The organism is Micromonospora sp. NBC_00821 (assembly GCF_036347035.1).
In the GTDB taxonomy this organism is placed as follows: domain Bacteria; phylum Actinomycetota; class Actinomycetes; order Mycobacteriales; family Micromonosporaceae; genus Micromonospora; species Micromonospora hortensis.
This window is the reverse complement of record NZ_CP108880.1, coordinates 5,227,288-5,246,197: the sequence shown is the minus strand read 5'-3', so window position 1 is coordinate 5,246,197 and position 18,910 is coordinate 5,227,288. Positions and strand designations below refer to the sequence as shown.

15 protein-coding genes are annotated in these 18,910 nt (G+C 71.8%); 9 read left to right on the top strand and 6 right to left on the bottom strand.

Annotation, left to right across the window (positions count from 1 at the left end; genetic code table 11):
- Positions 1-111 precede the first annotated feature (111 nt).
- Complete coding sequence (locus OHB44_RS23795; protein WP_330438342.1) at positions 112-924, top strand: DUF3097 domain-containing protein; 813 nt, start codon at positions 112-114, stop codon at positions 922-924.
- A gap of 31 nt (positions 925-955) precedes the next feature.
- On the opposite strand, the gene OHB44_RS23790 is transcribed toward OHB44_RS23795, so the two are convergent.
- Positions 956-2,257, bottom strand: coding sequence for a serine hydrolase domain-containing protein (locus tag OHB44_RS23790; protein ID WP_330438341.1), 1,302 nt, complete (start codon positions 2,255-2,257; stop codon positions 956-958).
- Between the two features lie 120 nt (positions 2,258-2,377).
- Between OHB44_RS23790 and OHB44_RS23785 the strand changes: the two genes are divergently transcribed.
- The 4 genes from OHB44_RS23785 (at position 2,378) to OHB44_RS23770 (ending at position 7,296) form a co-directional block, all read left to right on the top strand.
- The gene (locus OHB44_RS23785; protein WP_238682620.1) at positions 2,378-2,851 is read left to right on the top strand and encodes an NfeD family protein; all 474 of its coding nucleotides are present in this window, start codon (positions 2,378-2,380) and stop codon (positions 2,849-2,851) included.
- 5 nt (positions 2,852-2,856) lie between these two features.
- The gene (locus OHB44_RS23780; protein WP_238682619.1) at positions 2,857-3,963 is read left to right on the top strand and encodes an SPFH domain-containing protein; all 1,107 of its coding nucleotides are present in this window, start codon (positions 2,857-2,859) and stop codon (positions 3,961-3,963) included.
- A gap of 152 nt (positions 3,964-4,115) precedes the next feature.
- Positions 4,116-4,883 carry a hypothetical protein gene (locus OHB44_RS23775; RefSeq protein ID WP_330438340.1) on the top strand — a complete coding sequence of 256 codons (768 nt, stop codon included), beginning with the start codon at positions 4,116-4,118 and terminating at the stop codon, positions 4,881-4,883.
- A 211-nt stretch (positions 4,884-5,094) separates the two neighbouring features.
- Positions 5,095-7,296, top strand: a complete 2,202-nt coding sequence (locus OHB44_RS23770; protein ID WP_330438339.1) for a transglycosylase domain-containing protein — start codon at positions 5,095-5,097, stop codon at positions 7,294-7,296.
- Positions 7,297-7,486: 190 nt separating this feature from the next.
- Here the strand turns inward: OHB44_RS23770 and OHB44_RS23765 are convergent, their stop codons facing one another.
- On the bottom strand, positions 7,487-9,334 hold the full coding sequence (locus tag OHB44_RS23765; RefSeq protein WP_330438338.1) for a thiamine pyrophosphate-requiring protein: 1,848 nt from the start codon (positions 9,332-9,334) through the stop codon (positions 7,487-7,489).
- Between the two features lie 91 nt (positions 9,335-9,425).
- Here OHB44_RS23765 and OHB44_RS23760 point away from each other — a divergent pair, with 91 nt between their 5' ends.
- From OHB44_RS23760 to OHB44_RS23750, 3 genes are read left to right on the top strand one after another with little or no spacing between them, the layout of a single operon-like run.
- Positions 9,426-10,274 (top strand): TrmH family RNA methyltransferase, encoded by an 849-nt coding sequence (locus tag OHB44_RS23760; RefSeq protein WP_238682682.1) that lies wholly within the window; start codon positions 9,426-9,428, stop codon positions 10,272-10,274.
- Positions 10,275-10,321: 47 nt separating this feature from the next.
- A complete protein-coding gene (gene argG / locus OHB44_RS23755; protein WP_238682615.1) occupies positions 10,322-11,773 on the top strand; it encodes an argininosuccinate synthase in 1,452 nt (483 codons plus the stop codon).
- A gap of 56 nt (positions 11,774-11,829) precedes the next feature.
- Positions 11,830-13,701, top strand: a complete 1,872-nt coding sequence (locus OHB44_RS23750; protein ID WP_442932622.1) for a PucR family transcriptional regulator — start codon at positions 11,830-11,832, stop codon at positions 13,699-13,701.
- Between the two features lie 441 nt (positions 13,702-14,142).
- Here OHB44_RS23750 and OHB44_RS23745 read toward each other — a convergent pair whose 3' ends face one another.
- A complete protein-coding gene (locus OHB44_RS23745) occupies positions 14,143-15,492 on the bottom strand; it encodes a hypothetical protein (protein ID WP_238687064.1) in 1,350 nt (449 codons plus the stop codon).
- Between the two features lie 82 nt (positions 15,493-15,574).
- Between OHB44_RS23745 and murD the strand changes: the two genes are divergently transcribed.
- On the top strand, positions 15,575-16,921 hold the full coding sequence (murD, locus tag OHB44_RS23740) for a UDP-N-acetylmuramoyl-L-alanine--D-glutamate ligase (protein ID WP_266304998.1): 1,347 nt from the start codon (positions 15,575-15,577) through the stop codon (positions 16,919-16,921).
- Between the two features lie 7 nt (positions 16,922-16,928).
- On the opposite strand, the gene OHB44_RS23735 is transcribed toward murD, so the two are convergent.
- The 3 genes from OHB44_RS23735 to OHB44_RS23725 are packed head-to-tail and all read right to left on the bottom strand — an operon-like array spanning position 16,929 to position 18,869.
- Entirely contained in the window at positions 16,929-17,378 is a 450-nt protein-coding gene (locus OHB44_RS23735) for a hypothetical protein (protein WP_330438337.1), read from the bottom strand.
- The gene (locus OHB44_RS23730) at positions 17,375-17,860 is read right to left on the bottom strand and encodes a hypothetical protein (RefSeq protein WP_330438336.1); all 486 of its coding nucleotides are present in this window, start codon (positions 17,858-17,860) and stop codon (positions 17,375-17,377) included. The genes OHB44_RS23735 and OHB44_RS23730 overlap by 4 nt, the downstream gene beginning before the upstream one ends.
- Positions 17,861-17,897: 37 nt before the next feature.
- On the bottom strand, positions 17,898-18,869 hold the full coding sequence (locus OHB44_RS23725; protein WP_330438335.1) for a hypothetical protein: 972 nt from the start codon (positions 18,867-18,869) through the stop codon (positions 17,898-17,900).
- Positions 18,870-18,910: the final 41 nt, after the last annotated feature.

The following is an 18,910-nucleotide window of genomic DNA, read 5'->3' as shown; positions in this document are numbered from 1 at the left end:
CCTGTTCGCCCCAATCCCCGCTCCCTGGCGCGGGTGTGTGGTCGGCGGTCGGAGGGCGGAGCGGTGTGTCGGGGGCCCGGGTGGGCGCGGGCTGGGTTTAGCGTGATCGACATGGCGGGGCGATACGGCGAGGACGTGTTGGCGGGCGACTGGCGACGGCGCAAGGTCACCCCCGAGGTGGACGCCGAACCGGATCTCGTGGTCGAGGACGCCGACTCCGGGTTCTGCGGAGCGGTGGTGGGCTTCGAGGCCGGCGCTGTGGTGTTGGAGGACCGGCAAGGTAGACGGCGCAACTTCCCGCTGCTGCCGGCGGCGTTCCTGCTCGACGGCAGCCCGGTGACGCTGCGCCGTCCGACCCGCGCCCCGGTGCCGGCGGCCCGTCGGCGGACCGCGTCCGGTTCGGTCGCCGTGGACAATGTCCGGGCCCAGGTGGCGAAGGCCAGCCGAATCTGGGTGGAGGGCATCCACGACGCCGCGCTGGTCGAGCGGATCTGGGGCGACGACCTACGGATCGAGGGCGTGGTGGTCGAGCCGTTGGACGGCATCGACGCCCTCGACGCCGAGGTACGCGACTTCGGCCCCGGCCCGACCCGACGACTCGGCGTGCTCGTCGACCACCTGGTGCCGGGCAGCAAGGAGAGCCGGATCGTCGCCCGGGTGAACTCGCCGCACGTGCTGGTGACCGGGCACCCCTACGTGGACGTGTGGCAGGCGGTCAAGCCGGCCGCGTTGGGCATCGCTGCCTGGCCGGTGGTGCCGCCGGGGCGGCCGTGGAAGGAGGGGGTCTGCGCGGCCCTCGGTGTGGCCGAGCCGGCCGACATGTGGCGGCACATCCTGTCCCGGGTGAACAGCTTCGCCGACGTGGAGACCCCGCTGATCAACGCGATGGAACGCCTCATCGACTTCGTCACCGAACCGGCCTGACCGCCTGCTCCTCCGGGCCGCCCTCCGTTGGTCAGGGAACCTCGTCGGGGCTGCGCGTGAAGACGAACGTGGCGATGTCGACCGCTCGCGCCCGTCCGTCGTCGTCGCGCAGCACCGACAGGATCTCGCCGTTCTCCGGGCCGGAGCGTCCCCGCCAGCGGTCCGTCCCCTCGGCGGTGAACCGACTCACCCGCTCACCGCGTACGTGGGCCACCAGGTCACCCGCGTCCCAGCTCAGGTCCAGCGACGTGCCCATCCACCACCAGCGGCCGGTCAGCTCGGCCAGTTCGGGATCAGGCGCGGCGGTGGTCGGCCGCCACGGCTGCGGGAACGCCGGCTCGGTGTCGAGCACTGTGGTCAGCAGTTGGCGGCCGAGCCCGGTGATCGGAAAGCCGTACGAGTTGGCGAAGCCGACCACCGCGGTGCGGGTGGGCCGGTGCACCATGAGGGCGGCCACGTACCCGGGCATCGAGCCGCCGTGCCCGACGTACACGCGCTCGCCGTCGCGGTAGAGCTCCAGCCCCAGGCCGTGTCCGCCGGTCCAGGAGTCGAGGTCGCTGATCACCACGGGGGCGCACATCTCGGTCAGCGTCTCGGCGGCCAGCACCGACGGGTCCGGGTCGGCCAGGAACGCGGCCCAGCGACCCAGGTCCTCGATCGTCGACCAGAGCTGGCCTGCGGGGGCCATGGCGCCGGTGTCGGTACGGGGTTCCTCACGCAACGTGCCGTGCCAGGGGTGGACGACGTAGCCGCGGGCGTACGGCTCGGTGGCCGCGTAGGTGGTGCGGCGCAGGCCCAGCGGGGTGAGGATCCGTTCGTCGAGCAGGTCGGCCCACCGTGTCCCGGTGAGCCGTTCGAGCAACCCGCCGAGCAGTCCGTACGCCAGGTTGGAGTAGTGGTACGCGCGGTGCGACGGGTAGGCGATCTTGTCGGCGTCGACAGCGGCGAGCAGGGTGTTGAGGTCGACGCCCGCCGCCCGCTCCCACCAGTCGCCATCGGGTTCGCGTTGGATGCCGCTGGCGTGGCCGAGCAGTTGACGTACTGTGAGCGCGCCCACACCGGTACCCGGCAGGTGTTGCTCCAGCCGGTCGTCCAGGGCCAGTCGTCCGGCGTCGCGCAACTGCATGATCAGGGTGGCGGTCATCGTCTTGCTGATCGAGCCCACCCGGTACTGCAGGTCGACATCTGGGCGAGGGTGTTCGCCGGCGACTGCCACGTGCGCCAGCGTGCCGTCGCGGACCACGCCCAGCACCAGCGACGGGGTGTGACCGTCGGCCTGTGCCTGGGCGGCCCGGGTGTCGATCTGTCGGGCGGTCTCGGGTAACAGGGTCAACGGGATCTCCTCGGGTCGGGCCGCCGATTCGTGGTGTTTTGACGGGCCGGAAAGGGTCCCGCAGAGCCTACTGATCTTCGTGGGGAGGCCGCGCGTGCATTTGCGTGTCACGATCGGGGGGTGGACGCCGTGGTGTGGATCGTTTTGGGTGTGCTGCTGGCCGTCGCCGAGATTTTCACGACGACGCTATTTCTGATCATGTTCGGGGCCGGTGCGTTCGCCGCCGCCGGTGCGGCCGCCCTGGGCGCGCCGGTCGCCGTGCAGGCGCTGGTCTTCGCCGTGGTGTCGGCGTTGAGCCTGGTGGTGGTCCGGCCGGTCATCCGGCGGCACCGCCGCTCCGCGTTGGAGAGCGGTGAGCAGCCGTTCGGCGTGGAGGCGATCGAGGGCTCCACGGCGCTGGTGCTGGAACGGGTGGACGCCGAGCACGGCCTCGTCAAGATCGACGGTGAGTTGTGGAGCGCCCGGTCGTACGACACGACGCAGGTCTACGACCCCGGTCAACGGGTTCGGGTGATAAAGGTCCGGGGCGCGACCGCCCTGGTGTGGCAGGACGATGTTTCTTCCTCCGGCGAGCTGCCGGAATCGAGAGGGTGAACGGGATGACCTTAATCGGGGTGGTGGTGATCGCGGTGGCGTTGATCGCCGTGATAACGCTGGCCAAGGCGGTGCGGATCGTTCCGCAGCAACGCCAGGACGTGGTGGAACGGCTCGGCAAGTACAAGCGCACCCTCAGCCCCGGCCTCAACCTGCTGGTGCCGTTCATCGACGCGGTCCGTACCAAGGTCGACATGCGGGAGCAGGTGGTCAGCTTCCCGCCGCAGCCGGTGATCACCTCGGACAACCTGGTGGTCTCGATCGACACGGTCCTCTACTTCAAGGTGGTCGACTCGGTCCGGGCGACCTACGAGATCTCCAGCTTCCTCCAGGCCATCGAGCAGCTGACCGTAACCACGTTGCGTAACGTGATCGGTTCGCTCGACCTGGAGCGGGCGCTGACCAGCCGGGACGAGATCAACAGGCACCTCTCGGGTGTGCTGGACGAGACCACCGGCCGCTGGGGCATCAAGGTGACCCGGGTCGAGATCAAGGCGATCGAGCCGCCGGCCAGCATCCGCGACTCGATGGAGAAGCAGATGCGCGCCGAGCGGGACCGCCGTGCGGCGATCCTGACCGCCGAGGGGCACAAGCAGTCGGTGATCCTCACCGCCGAGGGTGACAAGCAGTCGGCGGTGCTGCGCGCCGACGGTGACCGGCAGGCTCGGATCCTCCAGGCCGAGGGTCAGGCGAAGGCGATCCGTACGGTCTTCGACGCGATCCACCAGGCCAACCCGAGCCAGAAGGTGCTCGCCTACCAGTACCTGCAGGCTCTGCCGCAGATCGCCCAGGGCAGCGCCAACAAGGTCTGGATCGTTCCGGCCGAGCTGACCAAGGCCCTGGAGGGGATGGGCGGCGCGCTCGGTGGGTTGAGCCAGATGGTGGGGGACCTGCCCGCTCCGGAGGCGGCCGAACACGCGAGCCAGGTGGAGCGCGAGGCCGCGGAGGCGGCGCAGGCCGCGGCGGACGCCGCTCAGCAGATCCACGACGAGGTACGCGTCGCCGAGGCGCAGGCCACCGGCGGCAACAAGCCGCAGGGGCTGCCGGCACCGGAGCCGGTGTCTCCGGCCAGCCTGACCGAGGACCCGGCCGACCAGCGCGAGCGCGGCTGATCCGGTACGCGGGCCGCCCGGTCGGCTAAATACGAGAAAGACTCATGGGGCGCTCCGACGCCTGCCACGATCGGTCCTAGGACGGGTGGTGACCAGGCAATCGGGGCGCCCCGGCGCGTCGGTGCACCGCTCGACGACGAGCGAGGTGACGCATGAAGGATCCGGCGAATCGGATGTGGTCCTCGGCCCCGGTGCCCGGCGCGCACGACCCGGTCGCCCCGCTGGGCTCCCGCCGCAGCGGTGGCGGTTTCGGCGTACTGCCCTTCGTCGGCGAGCCGACCCCGGGCGCCCCCGCCACGAACGCCAGTTGGGCCTTCTCGGTACGTCGGTTCGCACGCGCGGCGGTCTGGCTGCTGCCCGCGTACGCCATCCTCTACGGCGCGGTGGCGATGGCCAGCGACGGAGGGGTGGGCAACGACCCCTACCCGGCCGACGGCCAGGCGGTGTACCTGATCGGCTGGGTGGCAGCGGTCTGGCTCGGCCTGCTCGCGCTGCTGGCCCTCACCGGGCTGCTGGCCGCGACCCGCAGCCGCCGGGTGGCCGCCGCCGGACTGCTGGTCAGCATCGCCGGCACCGTGCTGATGCTGCCGTTCGCCGGGTTCGAGGAGCAGACGCCGGTCTTCGGCGCCACCGCGCGGTCGCTGGTCCTGCTCGGCGCGACGTTCTACAGCGCGGGCTGGTTCCTCACCGGGTGGGCGGTGGCCCGCTCGGGCACCTTCAGCCTCGGCGACGGCGTCATGCTGATCATCGCCGCACCGCTGCTCGGTCTCGGCGGTGCCCTGATCGGCTCGTTGCAGACCTTCGGCGCGATCTTCGTGCTGATCGCCGGCATCGGCATCGGCTACCGCTCCGGCCGCCTGATGCCCCGCGAAACCGCCAGAGACGCCGCCACCGCCAGCCTAAGTACCCCCAACCCCTAACCCACCCACCTGCCTTAAGCCTCGCCTACTGGCCGGTGATCAAGAGGTTTGCGTCAGCCGAAGGCCCTTTCCTGACGCAAACCTCTTGATCACCCTGAGCAACTGGTGCAGGGCGCGGGGGTGGGAGTTGGCTGGTGGGTGGGCGTGAAGTTGCTGACAATCGCGGGGTGGGGGTGGTCGGTTGGCGGCTTTCATGGCAATCCTGGGGAGCATGGCCGCCCCCCGCTCGCCGCTGTCGCGGCTGTTCACAGTGCTGCTCGCCGGCGTGTTGGCCGGGCTTGTCCTGGCCGTCGCCGCGCTGCCGGGCAACCTGCTGCTCGGGCTCACCGCCCGCTCCGCGCTCGGGTCGTACGCCGCGTTGCCGGCCTCGCTGAAGACCCCCGCCACGCCGCAGCGTTCGTACCTCTACGCCAACGACGGCAAGACGCTGATCACCACGTTCTACGACGTGAACCGCACCGACGTCCCCCTCTCGGAGATCGCCCCGGTCATGCGGCAGGCGATCGTGGCGGCCGAGGACCGACGCTTCTACGACCACGGTGGCGCGGACCTTCGCGGTCTGGCCCGGGCGCTGGTGGCCAACGTCAAGGGCGGCGGCACCGAGCAGGGCGGCTCGACGCTGACCATGCAGTACGTCCGTAACGTGCTCAAGACCGACCCCACGCGCACCGCCGAGGAGCGCGCCGCCGCCACCGATCCCACGGTGGGCCGCAAGATCCAGGAGATCCGGTACGCGAGCGCGCTGGACAAGAGCCTCGGCAAGGACGAGATCCTCGACCGGTACCTGAACATCGCCTACTTCGGCTCCGGCGCGTACGGGATCGCGGCGGCCAGCCAGCGGTACTTCGGCAAGCCCCCGGCGCAGTTGACCCTCGCCGAGTCGGCCCTGTTGGCCGGTCTGGTGCAGTCCCCGGACGCCTACAGCCCGATCAGCGGCGACAAGGACGAGGCGCTGACCCGCCGGTCGTACGTGCTGGACTCGATGGTCGCCACCAACGCGATCACCGCCGCGCAGGCCGCCCAGGCCAAGGCGGAGCCGCTGGCCCTGCACGCCACCGCTCAGCCCAACGGCTGCACCGCTGTCTCCCAGGGCCACGACGACTGGGGCTTCTTCTGCGACTACCTGCGCCAGTGGTGGCTGACCCAGCCGGCCTTCGGGGCCACCGTCGCGGAGCGCGAGCAGGCACTGCGTTCGGGCGGCTACACGGTGGTCACCTCGCTGGACCCGAAGATCCAGGCCACCGCGCAGCAGCAGGCCACCAAGGTCTACTCCTACGACAACAAGCGCGCCCTGCCGATCGCGGCGGTCCAGCCGGGCACCGGGCGGGTGTTGGCGATGGCGGTCAACAGGCACTACAGCCTCGCCGACAACCCGGCCGGGCAGGGTAACTACCCGAACACCGTCAACCCGCTGATCTCCGGCGGTGCCAGCGTCGACGGGTACCAGGCGGGTTCCACGTTCAAGCTGTTCACGATGCTCGCCGCGCTGGAGTCGGGCCGTACCCTCTCCACCGGTTTCGACGCGCCCGCCAAGCTGCCCACCCGGTACGCCGCCGAGGGGCCGGGCAGTTGTGACGGCCGCTGGTGCCCGGCGAACGCCAACCCGGACTGGATGGACGGGTACCGGATGATGTGGGACGGCTTCGGCCGCTCGGTGAACACCTACTTCGTCTGGCTGGCCGAGCAGGTCGGCCAGGACAAGGTGGTCCAGATGGCGCAGCGGCTCGGCATCACGTTCCGCGCCGACTCGGACGCCGCCTTCGCCAAGAACAACGCCGCGAACTGGGGTTCGTTCACCCTGGGTGTGGCGGCGACCACCCCGCTGGACCTGGCCAACGCGTACGCCACGGTGGCCGCCGAGGGCACCTACTGCACGCCGGTGCCGGTGGTTTCCGTGACCGGCGCGGACGGCACGAAGGTGCCGGTGGGGCAGCCCTCCTGCGAGCGGGTGCTCGACGCCGACGTCGCCCGTGCCGCGACCGACGCGGCGCGCTGCCCGGTGGGTCAGCAGTCGGCGTTCGGGCAGTGCAACGGCGGCACCGCCACCGGTGTGAACGACATCCTCGACGGCCGACCGGTGGCTGGTAAGACGGGTAGCTCGGAGCAGAACTCCACCGAGACGTTCGTCGGCTTCACCCCGCAGGTCGCGGTTGCCGGTATCGCCGCCAACCCGGACGACCCGGCCGACTCGGTGGGCTCGGCGGTGCAGACGAAGGTGATCGACGCGGTCGCCCGGGTCATCGCCACGGCCGTGAAGGGTCAGCCGGAGAAGGCGTTCGCCGCCCCGAGCCACGAGCTGGCCGGCGACCCGCACCGCCCGGTGGAGCGCCCAAAGGTCCCGGAACGTCGGCAGGACCCCACCACCGACGACCCCCGCTCAGCCCTCCAGCGCTGGCTAGACCGCCGAGGCTAACCCCCCGCCCGCCCTCCCGCCCTCCCGCCCCTCCCGCCCTCACCCCCGCGATCTTGCACTTTCGGTCGTCGACAAGAACCCTTTTGCCCTCTTTTGTCGGTGCAGAAAGTGCAAGATCGCGGAGCCGGGGCCGGGGCCGGGGCCGGGGCCGGGGCCGGGGCCGGGGCCGGGGCCGGGGCCGGGGCCGGGGTTAGCGGTCGCGGCGGCGGGGGCGGTAGCTGGCCAGGGTGGCTGGCAGGCCGCGGCGGATGATTCCGGCCCAGTCGGTGTCGCCGCGCAGCACCGCCGCGGCGGTCTTGCGGGCCTGCTCGACGGTGAAGTGCGGTGGCAGCATCAGCTCCGCCGGGTCGACCAGGGCGTTGATCACCACCGGCCGGTCGGCGGTGAGCGCCCGGTCCCAGACGTCGCGTACCTGATCCGGTGAGTCGATCAACTCGCCGTGCAGCCCGAGCACTTCCGCCCACTGGTGGTAGGCGATGTCCGGCAACTGCTGGCTGTCCGGGAACATCGGCGTCCCCTCGGTGGAGCGCTGTTCCCAGCTGACGAACGCCAGATCCCGGTTGTTGAGAACCAGCACCACGAAGCGTGGGTCGGTCCAGCTGCGCCAGTACTTCGCCACGGTGATCAGCTCGTTGACGCCGTTCATCTGCATGGCGCCGTCGCCGATCAGCGCGACCAGCGGCCGGTCCGGGTGGGCGAACTTGGCGCTCAACGCGTACGGCATGGCGCCGCCCATGGACAGCAGCGTGCCGGAGAGGCTGGCCAGCATGCTGGGGCGTACCTGGATGTGTCGGGCGTACCAGGCGGTGGTGGTGCCGCAGTCGACAGTGAGCAGCACGTCGTCGGGCAGCCGTTCGTTCAGCGTGTGGAAGAGCAACTGCGGGTTGACCGGGTCGGCGGCCTGCTCGGCCAGGTCGTGTTGCACCCGACGCCACGCCGAGGTGGCCTCGGTGACCTCCGCCCGCCAGGCGGTCGGCCCGGGGCCGGGGCCCAGCTCGTTCAGCAACGCCCGCAGCGTGGGGCGGGCGTCGCCGGTCAGGTTCACCTCGGTTGGGTAGCGCAGCCCGAGTTGGGTGCCGTCCAGGTCGATCTGCACCGCGCGGGCCTGCCCGGGCTGCGGATAGAACTCCGAGTACGGCATGTTGCTGCCCACGATCAGCAGCCGGTCGCAGCCGCTCATCAGCTGCCAGCTCGGTCGGGTGCCGAGCAGCCCGATCGCGCCGGTCACCCAGGGTTCGCGGTGGTCGACGGCGGTGAAGCCGAGCAGCGCTGTGGCCACGCCGGCCCCGAGCCGATCAGCGATCTCGCGGACCTCGTCGCGCGCGCCGAGGGCACCCTGGCCGACCAGCATGGCCACCCGCTGCCCGCCGCGCAGCACCTCGGCCGCCCGGCGTACGTCCGCCTCGGGCGGCACCGTCGGCGTGCTGCTCGGCGCGTTGCTGGTCTGGTAGTAGCCGTGCGCGTGCGGCGGGTTCGGTACGGCCGGCTCGTCCTGGAGGTCCAGGGGCAGGATCAGGGCGGTGACGGTGCGCCGGGCCAGCGCCGTCCGGCACGCCCGGTCGACCAGGTGGCGTACCTGCGCCGGGTGGTCGAGCTGGGCCAGGAACGCCGCTGCCACGTCCTTGTAGAGGGCGAGCAGGTCGACCTCCTGGTAGTAGCCGCCGCCCTCGGCGGTGGTCGCGGTGTGCCCGACCAGGGCGATCACCGGCTGGTGGTCGAGCTTCGCGTCGTACAGGCCGTTGAGCAGGTGGATCGCGCCCGGTCCGCTGGTCACGAGCGCGCAGCCCAGCGGCCCGCCGCCGTACTTGACGTGCGCGGAGGCGGCGAAGCCGGCGGTCTCCTCGTGGCGGACCTGGATGAACTGGGCGCGGCCGTTGGTGCGTTGCAGCGCGGAGGTCATGCCGTTGATGCCGTCGCCGGGATAGCCGAAGTAACGGTGTACGCCCCAGCTGAACAGTCGCGACACGATGTGGTCGGCGACGGTCGGACGCCGGGGCAGAGTGCCCGCTTCGCCCGCCGTGGTGTCGTCTGCGCTCACCTGGCTGGTCCTTCCCGTTCCGTCCGATGCCCGCCGGTCATTCCCCTTCTTCTTCGGACAAAACACCCCGCCGGACGGGCGTCGAAGCGCACTGCTCCGCGTCCGGCAGAATCGTCGGGTGCCCGTCCACCAGATCACCGACCCCGACGACGACCGGATCGCCGACTACCGAGCGCTCACCGACGTCGAGCTGCGCACCCGCTGGGAACCACCGCACGGCCTGTTCATCGCCGAGGGGGAGCTGGTGCTGCGCCGGGCGCTGCGCGCGGGCTACCCGGCCCGGTCGTACCTGGTCGACGCCAAGCGCGTCGACCAGCTCGCCGACCTGGACACCGGCGACGCGCCGGTCTACGCCGCGACACAGGACGTGCTGCAACGGGCCACCGGCTTCCACGTACACCGGGGGGTGCTGGCGTCGTTCCACCGCCGGCCGCTGCCGACGGCGGCCGAGGTGCTCGCCGCCGCGCGCCGGGTCGTGCTCCTGGAGGACGTGAACAACCACACCAACCTCGGAGCGGTCTTCCGGGGCGCCGCCGCGCTCGGCATCGACGCGGTGCTGCTGTCGCCGTCCTGCGCCGACCCGCTGTACCGGCGCAGTGTCCGGGTCAGCATGGGTGAGGTCTTCGCGATGCCGTACGCGAAGCTCGACCGCTGGCCCGAGGGCCTGGACCAGGTACGGGAGGCCGGCTTCACGGTGCTCGCCATGACGCCCGCGCCGGACGCCGTACCGATCCAGCGGTTGACCCCGGCGCAGCGTGAGCGGGCGGCCCTGCTGCTCGGCGCCGAGGGGCCAGGGCTCACCGCGGCGGCCCAGGCCGCCAGCGACGTGCGGGTGGTCCTTCCGATGCGGCGTGGCGTGGATTCGTTGAACGTGGCCGCCGCGGCGGCGGTGGCGTTCTGGGAGCTGGGCCGCGAGGATCCGCCTTTCGGCGGCGAGTAGACCCCTTCGGCTTGCATGGCCATGCGTTCTATTGCATAATTTTCCCCGTGTCCAAGGTTCTCACCTCCCTGCCCACCGGCGAACGTGTCGGCATCGCCTTCTCCGGCGGCCTCGACACCTCGGTCGCGGTCGCGTGGATGCGCGACAAGGGCGCCATTCCCTGCGCCTACACCGCCGACATCGGCCAGTACGACGAGCCCGACATCGCCTCGGTGCCCGGCCGCGCGCTCAGCTACGGCGCCGAGGTCGCCCGCCTGGTCGACTGCCGCGCCGCCCTGGTCGAGGAGGGCCTGGCCGCGTTGACCTGCGGCGCCTTCCACATCCGCACCGGCGGGCGGGCGTACTTCAACACCACCCCGCTGGGCCGCGCCGTGACCGGCACCCTGCTGGTGCGGGCGATGGTCGCCGACGACGTCCAGATCTGGGGCGACGGCTCGACCTTCAAGGGCAACGACATCGAGCGGTTCTACCGGTACGGCCTGCTGGCCAACCCGATGCTGCGCATCTACAAGCCGTGGCTCGACACCGCCTTCGTCACCGAGCTGGGTGGGCGCAAGGAGATGTCCGAGTGGCTGCTCGAACGCGGCCTGCCCTACCGGGACAGCACCGAGAAGGCGTACTCGACAGACGCCAACATCTGGGGCGCCACGCACGAGGCGAAGACCCTGGAGCACCTCGACACCGGCATCGAGACTGTCAACCCGATCATGGGTGTGCGGTTCTGGGACCCGTCGGTGGAGATCCAGGCCGAGGACGTCACCGTCGGCTTCGACCAGGGTCGCCCGGTCACGATCAACGGCAAGGAGTTCGGCAGCGCCGTCGACCTGGTGCTGGAGGCCAACGCCATCGGCGGCCGGCACGGCCTGGGCATGTCGGACCAGATCGAGAACCGGATCATCGAGGCCAAGAGCCGGGGAATCTACGAGGCGCCCGGGATGGCGCTGCTGCACTACGCGTACGAGCGGCTGGTCAACGCCATCCACAACGAGGACACCCTGGCGAACTACCACAACGAGGGTCGCCGCCTCGGTCGGCTGATGTACGAGGGCCGCTGGCTGGACCCGCAGGCGCTGATGCTGCGCGAGTCGTTGCAGCGGTGGGTCGGCACGGCGGTCACCGGCGAGGTGACGTTGCGGCTGCGCCGGGGCGAGGACTACTCGATCCTGGACACCACCGGCCCGTCGTTCAGCTACCACCCGGACAAGCTGTCGATGGAGCGTACCGAGGACTCGGCGTTCGGCCCGTCGGACCGGATCGGTCAGCTCACCATGCGCAACCTGGACATCGCCGACTCGCGGTCGAAGCTGGAGCAGTACGCCTCCCTCGGCCTGGTCGGCGGCGGGAACCCGCAGCGGATGATCGGGGCCGCGCAGGCCGCCTCGACCGGGTTGATCGGCGCGATGCCCGAGGGTGGCGCGGAAGCCATCGCGTCCCGGGGCGTCGCCTCGGCGGAGGACGAGGCGCTCGACCGCGCCGCCATGGAGTTCGGCGTCGACTGACCCCTCGCGCCGGTGCCAAGTCGAGTTCCGGCGTAACGGACGGTAGCGTGGCGGCCGTGTTCCCTACCGTCCGTGAGGTCCTCGCCCTGGACCCGGTCCGCCACGGCGCGCCACGCGTCGTCGCCGGCGACGAAGGGCTGGACCGACCCGTCCGCTGGGTGCACGTCGCCGAGGTGCCGGACATCGCCACCCTGCTCGGCGGTGGCGAACTGGTGCTCACCACCGGCATCGGCCTGCCCGGGGACGACGCCGGGCTGCGCGCGTTCATCGGCGACCTCGCCGACGTCGGAGTCTCCGGGCTCGTCGTCGAGTTGGGCCGCCGGTACGTCAGCGGTGTGCCGCGGGTGATGGCCGCCGCCGCCGAACGGCGTGGGCTGCCCCTGGTGGAGCTGCGCCGGGCCACCCCGTTCGTCCGGATCACCGAGGCGGTGCACGCGCTCATCGTCGACGCGCAGCTCACCGAGCTGCGCGCCACCGAGGAGATCCACCAGCGGTTCAACGACCTGTCCGTCGAGGGCGCCGACGCCGCCGAGGTGATCCGCCAGGCCGCCGAGCTGTCCGGTTGCCCAGTGGTGCTGGAGAACCTGTCCCGGCAGGTGCTCGGGTACGACCCGGCGGGCGAGAGCGCTGAGCTGCTGCTGGACGGCTGGGAGCAGCACTCCCGGCGGATCCGCCCGGCCGGGCGGACCGCGTACGACGCGGACAGCGGCTGGCTGGTGACCACCGTCGGCGCTCGGGGGCAGGACTGGGGTCGGCTGCTGCTGCGCTGGCCGGCCAGCGGGGACGTGCCCAGCGCCCGGGCCGTCGAACCGGCAGCGGGCTCGCCGACCCGGCTCACCATCCTGATCGAGCGGGCCGCGTCCACCCTCGCGCTGGGCCGGCTGATCCGCCGCGACGCCGAGGGCCTGGAACGGCAGATCCACCGCACCCTGCTCACCGCGCTGCTGGACCACTCCCGTCCGGTGGACGAGGTGGGGCTGCGGGCCAAGGCGCTCGGCGTGGTGCTCGACCGACGGCACCTGGTCGGCGTGATGGTCCGGCACCGCGCCGACGACCCTGCGGGGGAGGTCGGCCCCGAGGCCGGTCAGGCCCGGCTACGTGATCTCTCCGAGGCGGTCGGCCAGGCCCTGCGGGAGGCGAAGCTGACCGCGCTGACCAGCGCCGTCGACGACCACTCGGTGGGCGCGCTGCTGGCCCTGCCGGACCCGGCCGCCGAGGATCGCGCGCTGTCCGCGTTCGCCAGCGCCCTTCGTCGGGTACGCCTCGACGCCGGCACCGGCCGACCGGCGCCCGGTGTCGAACCGGCGCGGGCCGCCTCCGGCGTCGACGTGTCCCGTCCCGCATCCGACGCTTCCCGTGCGGCGGTCGGCGCCGATCCGGCCCGTACGGGCTTCGGCGTAGATGCGTCCCGCGCGGCGTCCGGTGTCGAGGCCGCTCGGTCGGGGGTCGGTGTCGACCCGTTCCGGGGCGCTGGCCCGGGTGCCGTGATCGTGGCCGCCGGTTCCGGGGTGGGCACCCTGCGGGAGGCCCGCCGGTCGCTGGTCGAGGCGCGGCAGATCGCCGAGGCGGCCCGTCGGGACCGGCGTGACCTACCGACCTTCCGGCTGCCGCACGTCGGCCTGGCCGGGCTGCTGCACCTGCTGCGCGACGAGCCCCGCCTGCAGACGTTCGTGGAACGCGAACTCGGCGCGCTACTGGAGTACGACGCTCGGCACCCCCGGGAACAGTTGCTCGACACCTTGCGCGCGTACCTGGAGCAGGGCCGTAACAAGTCTGCCGGCGCCGCCGCCGCCCACCTGTCCCGGCCGGCCTTCTACGAACGCCTGGCCCGCATCGCCCGCATCCTCGACGTGGACCTGGATTCGGTGGAGGCCAGCCTCTCCCTACACGTAGCCCTACTTGCCCTGGAAGCAGTCCGCACCCCCTAACCCCACCCCACCCCACCCCACCCCACCCAAGCCCCGCCCGCGTCGATCAAGGAGTTGTGGTGGGCGGCAGAAGGCGCGAAAACGTCTATTGCGCCCACCAGAACGCCATGATCGACGGGGGCGGGGTCGGCCTGGCGTAGTGGTGGCATAGAGGGCCGGCACGCTATCGAGTTGATGTCGTGAACGAATCGCGCGGCCCGGCCCGGCCCGGCCCGGCCCGGCTCGGCTCGGCTCGGGTCGGGTCGGGTCGGCTCGGCTCGGCTCGGGTCGGCTCGGGTCGGCCCGGCCCGGCTCGGCTCAACCGCGCCCTGATTCGTTTACGACATCAGCTCCAAAGGAGCAGGGGCACACTCCCCAGGGGCGGGGCGGGGCGGGGCGGGGCGGGGCGGGGCGGGGCGGGGCGGGGCGGGGCCGACTGGGGAAAGTGGGCCCACTTCCGAGTCAGGTGAGGGAATTCAGGGCTTTGGCGTACGTGGGTGGGATGTGGTTGGGGCCGCCGGGGGTGAAGACGTCCGAGTGGGCCACCGCGGACCAGGCCGTCTCCGGGACGGCGTCGACCAGGGCCTGGATCACCGGGGCGTCGCGCCACTGGTCTTGCTCGGCGAGCAGGCCGAGGGCCACCACCGACTCCTCGACCTCGCCCACGCACTCGAACGGCTTGTGCCCGTCCACGCCCAGCAACTCGCGGTAGCCGGGGATCTGCGACTCGTCGGCCAGCAGGTCACCCCCGAAGATGCCCACCACCCGCTCGCGCGGCATGAACGGCGCCATGGCCAGGAAGACGAAGCGGCACTTCGGGCAGTCACGGCACCAGCGCTCACTCGCGTCGCGCAGCTTGAACGCCTGGTTGCAGCTGGTCACCACGTCGTCGTACCTGGTGAACTCGGCGAACAGCCGCGCGATGTGCAGCTCGGACAACGAACGCAGCAGGGAGAAGTACGGGTCGGTCAGGCCGGCGTGCTCGGCCAGCGACGCGCGCAGCAGCCCCTCCGCCTCGACGCCCTTGGACCACTGGTGGTTGATCTCGTGGCCGTTCCAGACCAGGTTCGGGTCGGACGCCGAACGCTCGTTGGACATCACCACCGGGCCCAGCCCGTGCAGGACGGCGGTGGCCACCGCGATCAGGGAGTTGATGGCGGTGACCGGAATGTGCCCGTTCAACGCGCCGGCCGCGTTCAGGTCGAACAGCACCGGGTCGATGCGCCGCCGGGCGGCCAGCGGGACCAGCCCGGACGCCTCGTTGACAGCGACGATCACGTGGTTCGGGTTGACCGAGAACGGCACCGGGTCCAGCTCGGCGCGGCGCAGCGCCTCCAGGCTGACGATCGAGTCCTTACCGCCGCCGACCGCCGAGAGCGGGCGACGGTCCGAGTCGTCGTACACCCGGGGCGACTCCGGGGTGCCGGCCGGAACCTCCGGGCGCAGCTCGAGCACGTGCGGCAGTTGGTTGCGGTACGCGTACTCAGCGAGGCCCTTGGTGTAGACGGTCGTGACGTAGTCGACGGTGGCCGCGCCCAGCGGCGCCGGCAGCACGAGTCGGGGCGGCGCGGCGGCCTTGTAGTAGCTGACCCCGGCGACGAGGTGCAGCACCTCCAACACCCGGTCGAGGGTCGCCACCGTCTCGTCGGAGGGCGGTTCCGCCGGCAGCGGGAGCGTGATCACCTCGGTGAACCGCTGCTCACCGGCCGGGCCGGTCAGGGCGTAGTCGAACAACACCTCGCCGGTGGCGAAGTCGATCGAGTAGGACGGGAAGGTGAAGGCGTCCATCCGCCGGAGCTGCTCGTTGGGCACACGCCATACTAGGCCCTGGTTCGTCCGGCCGTGTCCGGACCGGGCCCGCCCTGCCGCCGCCGTGACCCACGAGGAGAGCCCCGTGCGCCTTTCTGACCTGCGCGGACGTACCGTCGCCGTCTGGGGCACCGGTCGGGAGGGCCGGGCCGCTGTGACCGCCATCGCCGCGCACGGCCCGGCCGAGCTGGTCGCCGTGGACGACAGCGCGAACTTCCTGTCGCTGCCCTGGGACGGCCCCCTGGCCGAGGCGGCGCCGTTGGTCACCGGCGAGGCGGGCTTCGAACGGCTGGCCGCCGCCGACGTGGTGGTCCGCTCCCCGGGCGTGCCCCAGACCCACCCGTGGCTGATCGAGCTGCGTCGCCGCGGGATCCTGGTGACCCAGGGCACCGCGTTGTGGATGGCCGACCACGCCGCGCGCACCGTCGGGGTCACCGGCAGCAAGGGCAAGAGCACCACCTCCAGCCTGATCAGTCACCTGCTCACCGCGATGGGCAAACCGAACGTCTTCGGCGGCAACATCGGGGTGCCGACCCTGGACCTGCCGGACGCGGAGCTGTACGTGCTGGAGCTGTCCAGCTACCAGTGCAGCGACCTCACCGACTCGCCCCGGGTGGCGGTGGTCACCGCGCTCTTCCCCGAGCACCTGGACGCGCACGGTGGGGAACGGGAGTACTACCGGGACAAGCTCAACCTGCTCGCCCACGACCCGCAGACGATCGTGGTCAACGGCGGCGACCCCCGGCTCGCCGCGGAGCTGGGTGAGCTGTCGGCGATCCGGGCCGGTCGCCCCGACACCACCCACGTCGCCACCGGCGTCGACGGCACGCAGTGGTTCCACGTCGGTGACCAGCCGCTCTTCCCGCGTGCCGTGCTGCCGCTGGTCGGCCGGCACAACGAGGGCAACCTCTGTGTCGCGCTCGCCGTGCTCGACGCGCTCGGCGTGGACGTGGTAGCCGGCAAGGACCACCTGGCCGTCGCGGTCGCCGAGTTCCAGGGGCTGGCCCACCGGCTCACCGAGATCACCGACCCGTCCGGGCTGACGTTCGTCGACGACACACTGGCCACCAGCCCGTACGCGGCCATGCACGCCATCGACGCGTACGACGGGCGGCCGTTGACGGTGATCGTCGGAGGCAACGACAGAGGGCTGGACTACACGCCGTTGGCCGAGCACCTGGCCGAGCGGGAGCTGACAGTCATCGGGATTCCGGACAGCGGCACCCGGATCGTCGAGGTGCTCGCCGGCCTGCCGAAGGTGCGTACCGAACTGGTCGACGACCTGGTGGACGCGGTCCGGCTGTCCCGCGAGGTGACCCCGGCCGGCGGGGTGGTGCTGCTGTCCCCGGCCGCGCCCAGCTACGGCCGGTTCCGCAACTTCGAGCACCGCTCCGAGGTCTTCGCCCAGGCCGTCGCCGACACCGCCCGCTGAGCCCGGCTCAGCGGCGGGTCCAGGCCACCGAGGCCAACGGGTCCTCGACGGCGACGAGCCGGTCGACGTACGCCGTCAGGGTGCGCACCGTCTCGGATACGTTGGCGCAGCGCTGTCGCTCCTCGTGCAGCAGGTGGCGGCCCTCCGGCCAGCCGCTGTTCGACTCCGCGCCAGCGAAGAGCACCAACTCCACCCAGACCTCGAACCCGGTCGGGTCCGGCCGCACCCCGGCCTCGACGCGCAACTCGGAGAGGTCGTTGTCGGGATCGAGCGTGGCGACTCCACTGCTGCTGAAGAGCACAGTGCCGGTCTGGAAATCGGTCAGGTAGGGGTGGCCGCCCGGCTCCGCGTCACTTTCTCTGATGACGAGTTGGGTGACGGCGTACGCGACGAGCCGACGGTGGGCGTGCAGGAACGCCGTGAGGAGCCGGGTCAGGTCGGCATCGACAGCGGTCACCGTGTCACCACCAGGTGTACCCGCTCGAGGAACGTGACCGGGGACTCCAGTTCCTCCACCATAGCGACGAGAGCATCGATGGCCGCCGCGCTGTCCGGGTGGACCTGCCGGGCGTCGTGCAGCGAATGCTCCCCCAGGGGGTACGGCGACAGCGCAGCATCGCGCATGATCGCCGTGACCGTCACCGAGGCCGCGCACCCCGTCGGTTCGATCAGCACCGTCGCTGCGACGTTCAGCTCGCACACGTCGTCCCGCGTATCCAGATCCCACCCGTCCGGGTCGGGCGAGGCGCCGGCGACCCGGCAAACGTAGCGGCTGCCGACGCGAATGCCGGTCTCGGTCTCTTCGAGGCGGACGGATGGCCCCATGTCGGCGTGCTCGCCGGCTGTGCTGACGGCGTGTATATCGTCCATCGCCTTGTCGAGCCGGTCGTGGATCCGATGCAGCGCCGTCAGGAACTGATGGATCTCGGCGGTGGACACGCGAGCGACTGTAATCGGCGTGGTGACCCGGTGGGGGTCAGCCAGGCTGGCTGGCGGCGGTGTGCAGGGCACGCATCGAGCGGATCGCCGAGCGGATCTCCTGGAGGTAGCGCCCCGGCGTGAGCGTCTGCTCGGGCAGCACCGCCAGGTCGGCGAGCGTCGGGTCCACGCCGACCGTGTCGATGGCGCACCCGTACGGCACGGCCAGCGTGCGTAGCGCGTCGCAGTGCTGGAACGGCACGTAGATCGGCGCGGTGACCATCAGGACCTTGTCGCCCGGCGCGAGCCGGACGTGGCCGGCCCAGAACCGCTGGGTGTCGGCGGTGTGGGCCCGCCGCTGGTCGGGTTCGCTGGACGGCGCGGCCAGCACCCGGATCGGCGGCAGCCCGTCCGGTCGGTAGGTCCGCGACGACCAGGAGTGGTGTGGGTGGCCGGCGTCGACGCCGTCCTGCTCGGCCGGGGCGGCCACCTCGAACACCCGGCGGACGGCCGTGTCCAGCACGTCCACCTCGGTCTCGTCGGCCGGCAGGCCCGCCTCGGCGAGCGTGCGTCGTTCCCCGTTCGACAGCGGCCGGAAGCTGCCCAGGACGGCGACCTCGCCGCTCACCGGTAGGCCGGCGCGGAGCAGGTGCGCGGCGTAGCCGACGCGGCGTACGCAGGCGTGCGCCAGGCCGCCGAGCACCACCAGGTGGGCGTACGCCGACCGGGCCGGTGGCACCGGGTGGATCAGCCCGAGCGCGGCAGCCGCGTCGAGCACCAGTGCAGCGGTGGCCGGGTCGAGGTCGGGCTCCCGGGCGTCGGGCCGTTCCCGGCCGCCCCGGAAGTCCCAGTGGCGGGCGGAGAAGTCGTCGAGGAAGCGGAGCACGTCGGTGAGGTCACCGCCGGGCCAGCGGCCACCGAAGTGGGCGACGAGGCCGCGGAGCGGGGTGGAGCAGACCCAGGTCTGGATCTCCGCCGTGATCCGCTCGTCGTCCGTTCCGGTCGACGGCGCCGCGTCCGCTCTGTGCACAGCCGGATGTTACCGGCCCGCCGCGGTGGGGCGGGTGCTTG

Coding starts and splice junctions, on each gene's coding strand:
- OHB44_RS23795 (WP_330438342.1), top strand. CDS start 112: ATGGCGGGGCGATACGGCGAGGACGTGTTGGCGGGCGACTGGCGACGG.
- OHB44_RS23780 (WP_238682619.1), top strand. CDS start 2,857: ATGACCTTAATCGGGGTGGTGGTGATCGCGGTGGCGTTGATCGCCGTG.
- OHB44_RS23775 (WP_330438340.1), top strand. CDS start 4,116: ATGAAGGATCCGGCGAATCGGATGTGGTCCTCGGCCCCGGTGCCCGGC.
- OHB44_RS23770 (WP_330438339.1), top strand. CDS start 5,095: ATGGCCGCCCCCCGCTCGCCGCTGTCGCGGCTGTTCACAGTGCTGCTC.